This is a genomic window from Pseudomonas sp. W5-36, assembly GCF_046540455.1.
Classification (GTDB): Bacteria; Pseudomonadota; Gammaproteobacteria; order Pseudomonadales; family Pseudomonadaceae; genus Aquipseudomonas; species Aquipseudomonas graminis_B.
Window position 1 is genome coordinate 41,015 of the sequence record NZ_JAXCIQ010000009.1, and the last position, 13,711, is coordinate 54,725.

Sequence of the window (13,711 nt, forward strand, 5' to 3'; positions counted from 1 at the left end):
ATCAGGCGTCGATATGGTTGGTCAGGCTGCGGCGCAAGTCACCACCGCGCCGTTAAATCACTTGACCCCGTCGATCCGTTCGCCCACTTCAGCGGGATAAAACTCTCCCTCAAGCCCGGCGGCCAGCAGGCGTTCACGCACTTGGGTTTCGACCTCCAGGACTTGGTCGGGGTTATCAATGTTGTCGACGACGAGCCAGACGGGCATCACGTTCTGGCCATGGGTGCCTTCGCTGAGCATGTCGTGGGAGAAGACTTGATTGGCGCGCCACAGGCACAGTTCGTCATCGGTGTGGTGGGGTTCGCGCACGGCGGTTGGCGAGGTGAGCCAGATTTCGGTGTAGGGGCGAAGGTCGGCGTTGGCGAGTTCGTTCAGGGTGATGACGGTTTTCATTTCGTGTGCTCCAGTGTTCAAGATGGAGTTGTGACGCATGGGGCTGCCCAGCGTTCCCGCGATCTGCGCAGATGGTCGCAGTATCTGCAGAGATCAAGAGCGTCTGCCCGGAGGCAGACTGTGAAGACCAAAAGCGCTGCGCAGATCAAGAGCTTCCCGGCTGAAGCCGGTCCTACGCCGCCGCCGGTGCCTCTGGATGCACGCGTTGCTTTTCGTGGGACCGGCTTTAGCCGGGAAGAGGCCAGTGCAGGCGCTAATGGTTCTGCGGACTTGAACCCACGGCGTCCGCGTGGGGTCGATCAATCACTGTGCGTTCACGTCAGCCCGACCCGGAGAGATGCCCGTGACCGACCCACACCCGCTCACCCGCAGAAGACTGCTCACCCTGGCAGCCGGTGCCTCGGCGGCGCTGGTGTTTGACGCCGTCAGTCGCCATGCGCAGGCATCCGAAGCCCTGCAACCCGGTCCTTCGCCCGGCCAACCTGGAGAACGGAACATGCTCACGCGAGACATTCCATGCAGCGGCGAAGCATTGCCGATGATCGGTCTCGGCACGTATCGCGGGTTCGATGCCCAGCCCGGCAGCGACGCGTACAAACTGCTGCCTGCGGTGGTGGACCAGCTGTTCCACGCCGGCGGCACGGTGATCGACAGTTCGCCGATGTACGGCCGCGCCGAGGAAACTACCGGCGAGTTGCTGGCGATCCATCAGCCGCCATCGTCGGCTTTTCTGGCGACCAAGGTCTGGACCCGGGGACGCGATGAAGGCTTTGCCCAGATGGAAGCCTCGTTCCGGCTGCTGCAGACCCAGCGCATCGACCTCATGCAGATCCACAACCTGCTGGACTGGAAAACCCACTTGCCGACGCTGCGTCAGTGGAAAGAACAAGGGCGCATTCGCTACATCGGCCTGACGCACTACACCCCGTCGGCCTACGCCGAGGTGGAAGCCGCGCTGAAGGCCGAGGCATTCGATTTCCTGCAGATCAATTACGCCCTGGACGATCGCGCTGTCGAAGCGCGGTTGTTGCCGCTGTGTCGTGAGCGCGGGGTGGCGGTGATCTGCAATCGGCCTTTTGGTGGCGGCAGTCTGCTCGGCCGCTTGCGCAACAAACCCCTGCCGGGCTGGGCGGGGGAAGTGCAGGCCAGGAGCTGGGCGCAGTTGGCGCTGAAGTTTTTGATCTCACATCCGGCGGTGACGTGCGCGATTCCCGGTACGGGAAATCCGAAATACATGAAGGAAAACGCCGAGGCAGCCAGAGGGCCTTTGCTCACCGATGCCCAGCGCCAGCAGCTGATGACCCTGATCGGCTGACGCTGCCTACCGCCGGTTGGGCCGTTTCATATCATCGGCGCGAACTGAGGCGATCAGCGTTTGACCGGCGCAGGCAGAGTGACCAGATCTACGTACGCGTCCCAGAACTTCTGCTGGTCCACGGCGTACACCACTTTCGCCTTCTGCGTGCCGACGGGCGCGCCCTTCTTGTAGCCGATGGAGCGGCCGTAATCCGGTCCGAAGTGGGCGTCGACATCGACCCACAGGTCTTTGGACTCGGTGACCAGTTCCGGATGCACCAGGTACAGCGCGGGCAGGCTGTCCCAAGTGAAGCTGTGATAATTCGGGTCCTTGTCGAACTCAGGCCCCAGCACCGCTTTGTACAGGTCGGGAATCACGCCTTTGCTGGCGACGGTGCGTGTGTAGACCGAGGCGTCGAAGATGACTTTTTCGCAGACATCGTTGGGGAAAATCACGTGCTCGATGGGCGAGCGCAGGACGATTTTTGCCGCCTCGGGGTCGAACCACCAGTTGAATTCCGCCGCTGGCGTCGTGTTGCCGGGGATCTCGATGGCGCCGCCCATGTACACGATGCGTTTGATCAGCGGCACGATTTCCGGCGCGCTGCGAATCGCCAGCGCGATGTTGGTCAATGGGCCAACGGCCAGGAGGGTCACTTCGTGAGGGTTTTCCTTCACGCTGTCGACGATGAACTGCGCGGCGGATTTACTGCGCAATGCAGTGTGCGTAGCCAGCCCGTCCGGCGGCGAAACCAATTGTGAGGCCGAGGTCGGGCGCGGGGTCTTGAACGCCCCCGGCCAGCCTGCGCCGAACAGGGCTTTTTCCTGTTCATAGGTGGCGAAGTCGTGCAGCAGCGGGTAGGCCGCGCCCGAGTACACGCCGATGTCCTTTTCCACGCCCATGCGCTCGACCGCCTTCAGCGCATCGACCTGCTCCTGATCGACCCACGCGTTGCCACTGACAAGGGTCATGCCCAGCAGATCGATGCGCTGTTGCGCGTGCAGTTGCGCCAGCATGATGAAGGCCTGGCCGTCGTCGTTGAGCACGTTGAAATCGGTGTCGAAGATCACCTTTTCCGCCGCCTGCAAGGAGGTCGCGGACAGTCCCAGCGTCAGGGCCAGGGCACAGCTTTTCACAAACGCCTGCATGGGCGGTTTCCACCGTTGTTATTGGATGAATGCGATTAGCAGTGTAGGAGCGTGGCTTGTCCCGCGATCGGCTGCGCAGCAGTCGTAAAGTCAGACGCCCTTTGCACCTGATACACCGCATCTACCGGATACACGACGACTGCGTCGCCGATCGCGGGACAAGCCACGCTCCTACAGGATTTAGATCTGATTATCTGTTCACCAGCCTCGCCGGCAACGCCACCACCAGAAAACTGCTCAGAATCAGGCACCCGGCAAAGAACCACAACGCCCCGGCGCTGCTGCCGGTGACGTCGATGGCGATGCCCATCATCGAGTTGCTCACCAATCCCGCAACGTTCGCCAGCGAGCAGGCCAACGCAAACCCTGTCGCTGCCGCCCGGCCTTTGAGGAATGTGGCCGGCAGGCTGAAGAACACCGGCACGGCGCCAATGATCGCGGCCGACGCCACGGCGAACAGCGCGACGGTCGCGACCAGGTTATGGGTGAAGAACGGGCTGGCGGCCATGGCCACGGCGCCGATCCAGAACGGCACGATGATGTGCCAGCGACGTTCACGACGACGGTCGGAGCTGGCGCCGATCATCAGCATGCCGATCAGCGCCGCCACGCTGGGCAATGCCGTCAACACGCCGATGTGGAAGGTGTCGGTGACCCCGGCGTTCTTGATGAACGTCGGCATCCAGAAACCCATGGCGTAGGCGCTGAGCAAGATCGAGAAATCGATGCCGCCCAGCATCCACACTTTCAGATTGAAAAAACCGTCGCGAAAGCTGTGCTTACTGTCCTTGCCCTCGGCATCGTCCAGGCGCAGTTCGCCTTCCAGCAAGGTTTGCTCGGCGCCGTTCAGCCATTTGGCTTCTTTCGGGTTATTCGGCAGCGCCCAGAACGTCATCACCCCCAGCAGCACGCTGGGAATGCCCTCGATCAAGAACAGCCACTGCCAGCCCCGCAGCCCGGCCGTCTGGTCGAAATGGCCCATGATCCAGCCCGACAGCGGGCCGCCGATAACGCTGGAAAGCGGCAGGCCGATCATGAACAGCGCGATGATGCGACCCCGGCGATAGGTCGGGAACCAGGTGGTCAGGTAAAACAGCACCCCCGGCAGAAAGCCCGCTTCAGCGGCGCCGAGCAAAAAGCGCAGCACGTAGAACTGCGTCGGCGTGCTGACGAACAGCGTGCAGGACGACAGCAAGCCCCAGGTGATCATGATCCGCGCGATCCAGATTTTCGCGCCGACCTTTTCCAGCACCAGGTTGCTCGGCACTTCGAACAGGATATAACCGACGAAAAACAGCCCGGCGCCGAGCCCGAACGCGGTCTCGCTGAAGTACAACTGGTCGAGCATCTGCAGCTTGGCGAAGCCGATGTTGATGCGGTCCAGGTACGCGGCCAGGTAGCAGAAACACAGGAAGGGGATGAGCTTCCAGGTGATCTTGGTGTACAGCGCTTTGATCGGGTCCGCGGTTAAGTTCGCGGAGGTTTCTACATTCGCAGAGGGCATGGGTGTCTCCTGGCGGTTCTTCGACCGGTGAGCGCGGCGGCGGCTGATTTTGCCTGTGTTTGCGGTGTTCTGATATGGGTGAGGCAGGCTGCGAACTTCAGCGGCAAGCCACAAGCTTCAAGCTGCAAGAGGGGAACGCGTGCGCTTCACTTGCAGCTTGCGGCTTAACGCTTGGAGCTCACGGCCCGCAACTGCTCAATGGCTTCCTGCTTACCAACCACATCCCCGTACTTGCTGTCGATGTCGAACAGGTTCGCTTCATGGGGATCGGGGTGACGGTCGCCCACGCATTCGCGCACGACGATGGTCCGGAAACCGTGCTGCACGGCATCCACCGCAGTCGCCCGGATGCAGCCGCTGGTGGAGCAACCGGCCAGCACGACGGTGTCGATCCCCTGTGCGTGCAGCATTGATGCCAGTGAGGTGCCGAAGAATGAACTGGCGTACTGCTTACTGATGACGACCTCTTCGGGCAATGGCTGCACGGCCTCGCAGAACGCGGCCAGCGGATTGCCTTCGACCATGTCCTTCATCACCGGCGCTTTTCTCACCCACATGCCGCCGTCCGCGAAATGCGTGGGGTGGTAGCGGATATTGGTGTGCACCACCGGGATGCCGTGTTCCCGCGCGCAGGCCAGCAGCTCAACGCTTTCGGCCACGGCGCTGACCACGCCCGGCGCATACAAAGGTGCACCGGGGTGGGTGTAGCCCTGCATGAAATCGATCATCAACAGGGCCGGTTTCGCACCAAAACCGATGCGATTGCCCCAGACGCCCTGATAGTTGGCGTCCGCGCTTTGTGAATCGGTCATTGGGTTCTCCTGTTCATCGTATTAAGCGAAGGCCGTTAAGTGAGCGGCGTGCCGAGAAAATCCCCGAACGCGGCAAAGAATCCCGGCAGGTTGTCCCACGGAATCATGTGCCCGGCGTTTTCCACCCGCGCGATCAGAATGTTCGGTTGCAGCTGTCGGATCTCGGCCTCGTCTTCCGCCTGAATCACACCCCCACGCTCAGCGACGATGAGCAGGGCAGGGACCGGAAGATTCGGCAGGTCCTGATGGAAATCCACGTCATGGAAGTCATTGAAGGCGCGGACGATTGCCGGTTCGTAGCAGGTGTGTAGCCACTCGGCACGCAACTGCAACTGCTCCTCGGTCCAGGTCGGGCAGAACGTGCGCATGTCCTCGGCGCTCATGCCCTGTTGCGACTGGCGGATCGAATCGACGTACCACGGCAACTTGGCCGGGTATTCACGACGCCCCGGACCGGACACCGGTGGATCGATCAGCACCAGGCTTTTCAGTCCTTGGGAACAACGAATCGACGCCCGTACGGCAAAACGCGCGCCCATCGAGTGACCGGCCAGGTGGTAGCTATCGATGCCCATGGCGGCGGCGAACGCACCGATGTCATCGGCGCAGGTGTCGACGCTGTAATCCAGATCCGGCCCCGTGGAAGAAAGCCCGCGACCCCTGGCATCCAGCACGTAGGTGTCGAAAGACTGGCCCAGACGTTCGGCAACGAAACCCCAGGTGATCGCCGGGCTGGTGATGCCCGGGATCAGGATCAGCGCCGGTTTGCCCGAATGCGTGTCGCCGCCGTAGCGCAGGTAATGCTGACGGATACCGTTGGCCTGGACGTTGCCGCCATGAATGAATGTGCTCACGCCGCCACCCCCGATTTCAGCGCCTGGCCGTACAAGTCATAGCCGTAGACCCAGGCCGGATCTTCCTGGGTGCGCAGCCAGGTGTTGGCGTTGGAAACCGCTTGCACGCGAGAGGCGCGTTCCTTGCGATTGGTTTCGTAGAGCTGGAACGCGGTGCGGTAGTCGCTGAGGCCGGTTTCCTGCAGGCAGCGGGTGAGCATCGCGGCGTCTTCAATGGCCATGCCGGCGCCCTGGGCCATGTGCGGCTTCATCGGGTGGCAGGCATCGCCGAGCAAAACGAGGCGGCCTCGACTCCACAGGGGCAGCGGGTTCCGGTTGAGCAGCGGCCACTTGGTCACGCTGTCGGTGGACTCGATCAGGGCCTGCACGGTGGGGTGGTAGCCGGCGAAGGCTTCGTACATTTCGTCCCGGCTGCTGTCGACCCAGTTGCCCTCGAAATCCCACGCCGCATGGGGTACGCCCGTGACGTAGTAGTACTCATCGCGCTTGCCGGTGGTGTGATAAACCATCATGTGACGGTCCTCGCTCCACCATTTCACGCAGTTCTCGAACTCCAGGTTGTACTTGGTGAGTACCTCGCTGGGGATCAGCGCACGGTGGGCGACCCAGCCGCTGTACAGCGGTTTCTCATGGCCCAGCAGTTCTTCGCGGATCTTCGAATTGATGCCGTCGGCGCCGATCACGATGTCCGCATCGGCGCGGGTGCCGTCGGCAAAGTTCAGGCGCACGCCGTTGTCGCGTTCCTCCAGCGTGGTCAGGCATTTGCTGAAATGCACGCTGCCGGGCGCCAGCGTCGACATTTGCAGCGCATGCAAGTCCCCGCGGTGCACGGTGATGTAGGCCGCGCCGTACTCTTTGAGGGAGAACTCGCCCAGGGCGATGCGCGACAGGTAGTCGCCGGTCGCACCGTCGCGGCTGAACCAGAAATCCGGGTGCGAACCCATGTCGCTCAGCTGTTGCTCGATGCCCATGCGCCGGAAGATTTTCATGATGTTCGGGCCCATGTGGATCCCGGCACCGATGCGTGAAAACGCGGGGGCCTGCTCGTAGATGTCGACGTGGAAACCGGCTTTCTGCAACAGCGTTGCAGCCGCAGCGCCCCCCAGACCGGATCCGACGATGGCGATTTTTTGCGTGGTTGGCATGGCGCGCATTCCTTTGTGTTTCATGAGCTCTGAATGACAGGAGCTCTGGATGACGGCGAGGCGAAGAAGGGCTGTCGCGTCGCTGGGTTTTTAAAGTGTATACGCTGATATTTTTAAAAGTGAACCGATATTTCCAGAAACGGCCGGAGGTGTCGCAAACAGACATGTCACTCGCTGTAACCCATATATGCGGGTATCTGTGTGGTTAGGTAACAGAGTGGCGTGCCTATTGCAGCGGCGTCCGGATTGATGTCTTATCGCTTTAAACAAGTGTGTACGCTTTAAAAAATGCACTGGTCTGATGCGCGACGCCTTGCAATGGTGCATCCGACCGGTCATCCCCCGAGAGGAGAGAAGAGATGCCGGTTAGCGATTGCGAATTGACCCAGATGTTCGAACACGTGCTGAAACTGTCGAAAGTGGACGCGACCCAGAGCGTGGCGGTGCTCAAGAGCCACTACTCCGATGGGCGCACGGTGCGCGCGGCCATGGACGCCGCCCAACGCCTTGGCGCGAAGGTGTATGCGGTCGAGCTGCCGTCGTTTAATCACCCCAAAGCCATGGGCAATGACATGACCGCCTACTGCGGCGACACCGCGCTGACCGGCAACATCGCGGCGCAACGTGCCCTGGAGGCGGCTGACCTGATCGTCGACACGATGATGCTGCTGCACTCGCCGGAGCAGGAGCAGATCCTCAAGACCGGCACGCGGATCCTGCTGGCGGTCGAGCCCCCTGAAGTGCTGGCGCGGATGCTGCCGACAGTGGCCGACAAGGAGCGGGTGCTGGCCGCCGAACAGGTGTTGAAAGCGGCGCGCTCGATTCAGGTGAAGTCCCGCGCCGGCAGCGATTTCCGTGCGCAACTGGGGCAATACCCTTCCGTCACCGAATACGGTTTCGCCGACGAGCCGGGCCGTTGGGATCACTGGCCCAGCGGCTTCCTGTTTTCCTGGCCCAACGAAGAGACCGCCGAGGGCACGCTGGTCATTGATGTCGGCGACATTGTGCTGCCGTTCAAGACCTATTCCCGCGAGCAAATCACGCTGGAAATCGACAAGGGTTTTATCACCGGGATTCACGGTGGATTCGAGGCGGAGTACCTGCGCGAATACCTGAAGTACTTCAATGATCCGGAGGTTTACGGCATTTCCCACATCGGCTGGGGCCTGCAACCCCGCGCCCAATGGACGGCCATGGGCCTGCACGACAAGAACGACGGCATGTGCATGGACGCCCGGGCTTTCTACGGCAATTTCCTGTTTTCCACGGGGCCGAATACCGAGGTCGGCGGCACCCGCAAAACCCCGTGTCACCTGGATATCCCGCTGCGCCGTTGTGACATATATCTGGACGACCAGGCCGTGGTGCTGGCGGGGGAAGTGGTGGCCCCCGAGGCTTCAAGGGCCTGAGGCAGATATACATCCCACCGCGGACCTGTAGGAGCGTGGCTTGTCCCGCGATCGGCTGCGCAGCAGCCCTAAACCCGACAATCGCGCTCTTACTGACGCACCGCGTTGGCAATATCACTGCCGCTGCGCGCCAGATCGCGGGACAAGCCACGCTCCTACAGTCGATATCGCCTTATCCATACGCGCATCTCTGGCGCAATAAAACACGCTCGTTCCGAAGATTCCCCTCAACCCCCGCAAACGTTACTGTAGCCACCACTTCCCAGATCCTGCCGAACGAGCCATCCGTGTCCACTGACAACCCTTCCAACAATAACTCGTCCTACACCTTCTCCGAGCAAGTGGGCCATTTGCTGCGCAAGGCCTATCAGCGGCATCTGGCGATCTTCCAGCAGAACGTCGGTGATTCGCAGCTCACGGCGGTGCAATTCGTGACGTTGTGCGCGCTGCGCGATCACGGCCCCAGCTCCCAGACCGAGCTGGTCAAGGCCACCGCCGTGGACCAGGCCACCATTCGCGGCATCGTCGATCGCCTGAAAGCCCGGGACCTGATCAGCCTTGAGCCGGACCCGCAGGATCGCCGCAAAGTCATCTGCAGCCTGACCGACAGTGGCCTGCATCTAGTGCAGGAAACCGTGCCCCGCGCCGCGCAGATCAGTGAGCTGACCCTGAGCAAACTCAATCCTGCCGAGCGTGTGGCCGTGCTGTTTCTGCTGCGCAAACTGATCGATGAGGGCGATGAATAACGCCGGCTGACGCGCCCCTTTAGGAGCGCGCGTGCCCGCGAACACGGTCTGCCCGCGACATTTATGTGCCTGATCCACTGCATTCGCGAGCAAGCTCACTCCCACATGGACGATGTTCAGTCGGCCAAATCGCGACGTCGAAACGACTGAACCCACCCCCAAAACTCCAACGTCCTACAGCCTTTTCTTCGCTGGCATGCTTCCTGCTCCTGTTTCATGAAGTAATCACTTCATCAAATGCAAGCTACAGCGGGTAACACATGAAGGCTGACACGAGCGAGCTGCAGCGGGCGGCGGAGAAGACCGTGACCCTGAACGTCAACGGTCAGGCCACACGCGTCACGGCAATGCCTGACACGCCGCTGTTACTAATCCTGCGCAATGACCTGCACCTTAATGGCCCCAAATACGGCTGCGGCCTGGGCGAGTGCGGCGCCTGCACGGTGATCATCGACGGCGTCGCCGCACGTTCCTGTGTGTTTCCGCTGGCGGGCGCACAAGGGCGTGAGATCACCACGCTGGAAGGCATCGGCTCGCGAAACCGCCCCCACCCGGTGCAGCAAGCCTTCATCGACGAACAGGCCGCGCAATGCGGCTACTGCATGAACGGCATGATCATGACCGCCAAAGCGTTACTCGACCGCAACCCGCACCCCACCGAAGCGCAGATCCGCAACGAACTGTCGGCCAACCTGTGCCGCTGCGGCACGCACCTGGAAATCCTGAGTGCGGTCATGCGTGCCGCGCGTCATCAGCCCAGCCCGGATCCCGTCCAATGACCCAGACTTTGCCCACGCGCGATGAATTGCTCGCCCAAAACGGCGTGCTGTTGATCGTCGACGAGATCCTGCCGCCGTCCGGTCCGGTGGCCAAAGGCGGCACGCCCACGGTCCGGCCCATGGAGCTGGGGCTGTTCATCGCCATCGATCAGAACAGCCGCGTCTACGCTTTCAACGGCCACGTCGACCTCGGCACCGGCATCCGCACCTCGCTGACACAGATCGTCGCCGAAGAGCTGGACCTGCAGATGGATCAGGTGACGATGATTCTGGGGGACACCGAGCGTGCGCCGAATCAGGGCGCGACCATCGCCAGCGCCACGCTGCAGATTTCCGCCATTCCGCTGCGCAATGCCGCCGCCGAGGCCCGGCGGTACCTGCTGCAGCAGGCCGCACAGCGCTGGGCGGTCGCTGTGGAATCGTTGGTGATTGAAAGCGGGGCGATCAAGGCGCAGGACGGTCGCGAACTGACCTTTGGCCAACTGCTGGTCGATCAGCGTGTCGAACTGCGCATCTCCGGCAATGCGCCACTCAAGCGGCTGGAGGACTACAAACTGGTGGGGCAGGGCGCCGCCCGCGTGGACATTCCGGGCAAGGCCACCGGCGAATTGACCTACGTGCACGACATGCGTTTGCCGGACATGCTCCACGGCCGCGTCGTACGTCCGCCCTATGCCGGTTACGACACGGGAGACTTCGTCGGCACGAGCCTGCTGGAGGTGGACGAATCTTCAATCGCACACATTCCCGGCATCGTCCGCGTGCTGGTCATTCGCGACTTCGTCGGCATCGTCGCGATGCGCGAAGAGCAGGCGGCGAAGGCGGCGCGCGAACTCAAAGTCACGTGGAAGCCTTGGCAGCACAATTTGCCGAACATGAGCAACATCGAGCAGGCGATTCGCGACAACCCGAGCATTCAGCGCGTGGTGCTCGATCAGGGCAATGTCGAAGAGGCGTTGGCTCAGGCCAGCGAGCGGATGACGCGAACCTATCTGTGGCCCTACCAGATTCACGGCTCCATCGGACCTTCGTGCGGGCTGGCGGACTACAGCGAAGATGGCATTCGGGTCTGGTCCGGCACGCAGAACCCTCACATGCTGCGCGCCGATCTGGCCTGGCTGCTGGAATACCCGGAAGAGCGCATCGACATCATCCGCATGGAAGCGGCGGGCTGTTACGGGCGCAACTGCGCTGACGACGTGTGCGCCGACGCGGTGCTGCTGTCCCGCGCCGTGGGCCGGCCGGTGCGCGTGCAACTGACCCGTGAGCAGGAACATGCCTGGGAGCCGAAAGGCACCGCTCAATTGATGGAAGTCGACGGCGGGATTAATGCCGATGGCGGCATCGCCGGTTACGACTTCAGCACCCGCTACCCGTCGAACAACTCGCCGACTCTGGCCCTGCTGCTGACCGGGCGCGTGGAACCGGTGGCGACGATGTTTGAAATGGGCGATCGCACTTCGATCCCGCCCTACGACTTCGAGCACATGCGCGTCACCATTCACGACATGGCGCCGATTGTGCGGGCATCGTGGATGCGCGGGGTGTCGGCACTTCCCAATACCTTCGCTCACGAGTCCTACATCGACGAGTTGGCTTTCGCGGCCGGCGTCGACCCCGTCGAGTACCGGCTTCGGTATCTGCACGACGAGCGCGCTGCTGAACTGGTTCGTGCCACCGCCGCCCGGGCCGACTGGGCGCCGCGTACCCAACCGATGCAGATCCCGGAAGAAGACGGCCTCTTGCGCGGGCGCGGTTTTGCTTACGCGCGCTACATCCACAGCAAGTTTCCCGGCTTCGGCGCGGCCTGGGCGGCATGGGTCGCGGACGTGGCAATCGACAAGCACACCGGCGATGTGTCGGTGACCCGCGTGGTGATCGGCCACGACGCCGGCATGATGGTCAATCCGGCCGGCGTGCAGCACCAGATTCACGGCAACGTCATTCAGTCCACCAGCCGCGTGCTCAAGGAACGGGTGACGTTCGAGGAGTCCACGGTGGCGAGCAAGGAGTGGGGCGGCTACCCGATTCTGACGTTCCCGGAAGTGCCGAAAGTCGACGTCATGATGATGCCGCGCCAGGCCGAGCCGCCCATGGGCGCCGGGGAGTCAGCGTCGGTGCCGAGCGCGGCGGCCATCGCCAATGCTGTGTACGACGCGACCGGGATTCGCTTTCGCGAGCTGCCGATGACGGCGGAACGCATTCTTGCCGCGCTGAACAGCGCAGGCACGCAGGCCAATAGCCAACCCCCGCAATCGCCGAAAGCCAAACGTTCGAAATGGCTGTTCGGTTCGTTGTTCGCAGCGTTCGGTGCGCTGCTGGGCATGGCCGCGACCGCATTACCCTGGCGTGGGGAAATCGCGCCGATCACGCCGCCTTCATCGGGCACCTGGTCGGCGGCGACCCTAGAGCGCGGGCGATTGCTGTCAGCGGTCGGCGATTGCGCGGTCTGCCACACCGCCCCGAATGGCGCCAGCAATGCCGGCGGGCTGGCGATGCAGACGCCGTTCGGCACTTTATACAGCAGCAACATCACCCCGGACCCGGAGACCGGCATCGGCAACTGGTCCTATCCGGCGTTCGAAAGGGCGATGCGTGACGGCATTAGTCGCGATGGCAAACACCTTTATCCGGCGTTTCCCTACACGGCTTTCAGAAATATCGAAGACGCCGACATGCAGGCGCTGTACGCGTACCTGATGTCGCAGACACCGGTGAAGCAGGTTAAACCGGCCAATGACATGCGTTTCCCCTTCAATGTGCGACCGTTGATGGCCGGTTGGAATGCCTTGTACCTGCGCAAAGGCGAGGTGCAGACGCAGCCCCAGCAAAGCGCGCAGTGGAATCGCGGTCAGTATCTGGTCAATGGATTGGGGCATTGCGCAGCGTGTCATTCACCCCGGGGTCTGCTGGGGGCGGAGAAGGGCGGCACGTCGTTTCTTGCGGGCGGCACGGTGGACGGCTGGGAAGCGCCGGCGCTCAACAGCCTGTCGAAAGCGCCGACGCCGTGGACCGAGGGTCAGTTGTTCAACTACCTGAGCAGCGGGTATTCCGATGCCCACGGTGTGGCCGCTGGGCCGATGGGGCCGGTAGTCTCGGAACTGGCGAAACTGCCGAAGAGTGACGTGCGGGCGATTGCGGTGTATCTGGCGGCGTTGAATGAGCCGGCGTCCGGCAGCGCTGATGCCCGTCCGGCGACGGCGACTCGTCTGGCAGAGATGCCCAGCGTTTCGCCCCAGTCGTTGAGCAATGGCCAGCGGGTGTTCGAAGGCTCGTGCCAGGGGTGTCATGCCGACGGTCTGGGGCCGAAGCTGTTTGGCGTGAGCCCTTCGCTGGCAACCAACACCAACGTCCACAGCGCCCTGCCGGACAATCTGATCAAGGTGATTCAGCAGGGAATAGACAAACCGGCGACGGCAGATCTGGGCTACATGCCGGGCTTCAAGGACAGCCTGTCCGACACCCAGATCAGCGACCTGGCGGCGTACCTGCGCAGCCGATTTGCGCCGAATGAGCCGCAGTGGACGGGGTTGTCAGAGAAGGTGGCGCATTTGAAAGTCAATCCCGGAACGCACTGATTGGGTAAGCCTGAGGGATTTACTTACTCTTCAGGGACTGCGCTGG

Annotated in this window: 11 protein-coding genes; 5 read left to right on the top strand and 6 right to left on the bottom strand. The window is 62.3% G+C overall.

The features are described from left to right. Positions 1 to 57: 57 nt before the first annotated feature. Complete coding sequence (locus SLW74_RS16085; RefSeq protein WP_410929478.1) at positions 58 to 393, bottom strand: hypothetical protein; 336 nt, start codon at positions 391 to 393, stop codon at positions 58 to 60. A gap of 337 nt (positions 394 to 730) precedes the next feature. On the opposite strand from SLW74_RS16085, the gene SLW74_RS16090 reads away from it, so the two are divergent. Continuing rightward, entirely contained in the window at positions 731 to 1,708 is a 978-nt protein-coding gene (locus SLW74_RS16090) for an aldo/keto reductase (RefSeq protein WP_410929479.1), read from the top strand. 53 nt (positions 1,709 to 1,761) lie between these two features. Here SLW74_RS16090 and SLW74_RS16095 read toward each other — a convergent pair whose 3' ends face one another. The 5 genes from SLW74_RS16095 to SLW74_RS16115 form a co-directional block, all read right to left on the bottom strand. Further along, a complete protein-coding gene (locus SLW74_RS16095) occupies positions 1,762 to 2,838 on the bottom strand; it encodes a nucleoside hydrolase (protein ID WP_410929480.1) in 1,077 nt (358 codons plus the stop codon). 190 nt (positions 2,839 to 3,028) lie between these two features. Next, on the bottom strand, positions 3,029 to 4,342 hold the full coding sequence (locus SLW74_RS16100) for an MFS transporter (protein ID WP_410929481.1): 1,314 nt from the start codon (positions 4,340 to 4,342) through the stop codon (positions 3,029 to 3,031). A 164-nt stretch (positions 4,343 to 4,506) separates the two neighbouring features. Further along, positions 4,507 to 5,154 carry an N-carbamoylsarcosine amidohydrolase gene (locus SLW74_RS16105; RefSeq protein WP_410929482.1) on the bottom strand — a complete coding sequence of 216 codons (648 nt, stop codon included), beginning with the start codon at positions 5,152 to 5,154 and terminating at the stop codon, positions 4,507 to 4,509. Between the two features lie 35 nt (positions 5,155 to 5,189). Then, positions 5,190 to 6,008: an alpha/beta fold hydrolase gene (locus SLW74_RS16110; protein WP_410929483.1), complete on the bottom strand. Its 819-nt coding sequence runs from the start codon at positions 6,006 to 6,008 to the stop codon at positions 5,190 to 5,192. Further along, on the bottom strand, positions 6,005 to 7,153 hold the full coding sequence (locus SLW74_RS16115) for an FAD-dependent monooxygenase (protein ID WP_410929484.1): 1,149 nt from the start codon (positions 7,151 to 7,153) through the stop codon (positions 6,005 to 6,007). The genes SLW74_RS16110 and SLW74_RS16115 overlap by 4 nt, the downstream gene beginning before the upstream one ends. A gap of 359 nt (positions 7,154 to 7,512) precedes the next feature. Between SLW74_RS16115 and SLW74_RS16120 the strand changes: the two genes are divergently transcribed. The 4 genes from SLW74_RS16120 (at position 7,513) to SLW74_RS16135 (ending at position 13,665) form a co-directional block, all read left to right on the top strand. After that, positions 7,513 to 8,562 carry a 2,5-dihydroxypyridine 5,6-dioxygenase gene (locus tag SLW74_RS16120; protein WP_065989297.1) on the top strand — a complete coding sequence of 350 codons (1,050 nt, stop codon included), beginning with the start codon at positions 7,513 to 7,515 and terminating at the stop codon, positions 8,560 to 8,562. Positions 8,563 to 8,849: 287 nt separating this feature from the next. Beyond that, entirely contained in the window at positions 8,850 to 9,308 is a 459-nt protein-coding gene (locus tag SLW74_RS16125) for a MarR family winged helix-turn-helix transcriptional regulator (protein ID WP_065989299.1), read from the top strand. Between the two features lie 260 nt (positions 9,309 to 9,568). Beyond that, complete coding sequence (locus SLW74_RS16130) at positions 9,569 to 10,087, top strand: (2Fe-2S)-binding protein (RefSeq protein WP_410929485.1); 519 nt, start codon at positions 9,569 to 9,571, stop codon at positions 10,085 to 10,087. Continuing rightward, entirely contained in the window at positions 10,084 to 13,665 is a 3,582-nt protein-coding gene (locus tag SLW74_RS16135; RefSeq protein ID WP_410929486.1) for a molybdopterin cofactor-binding domain-containing protein, read from the top strand. Before SLW74_RS16130 ends, SLW74_RS16135 begins: the two co-directional genes overlap by 4 nt. Positions 13,666 to 13,711 lie beyond the last annotated feature (46 nt).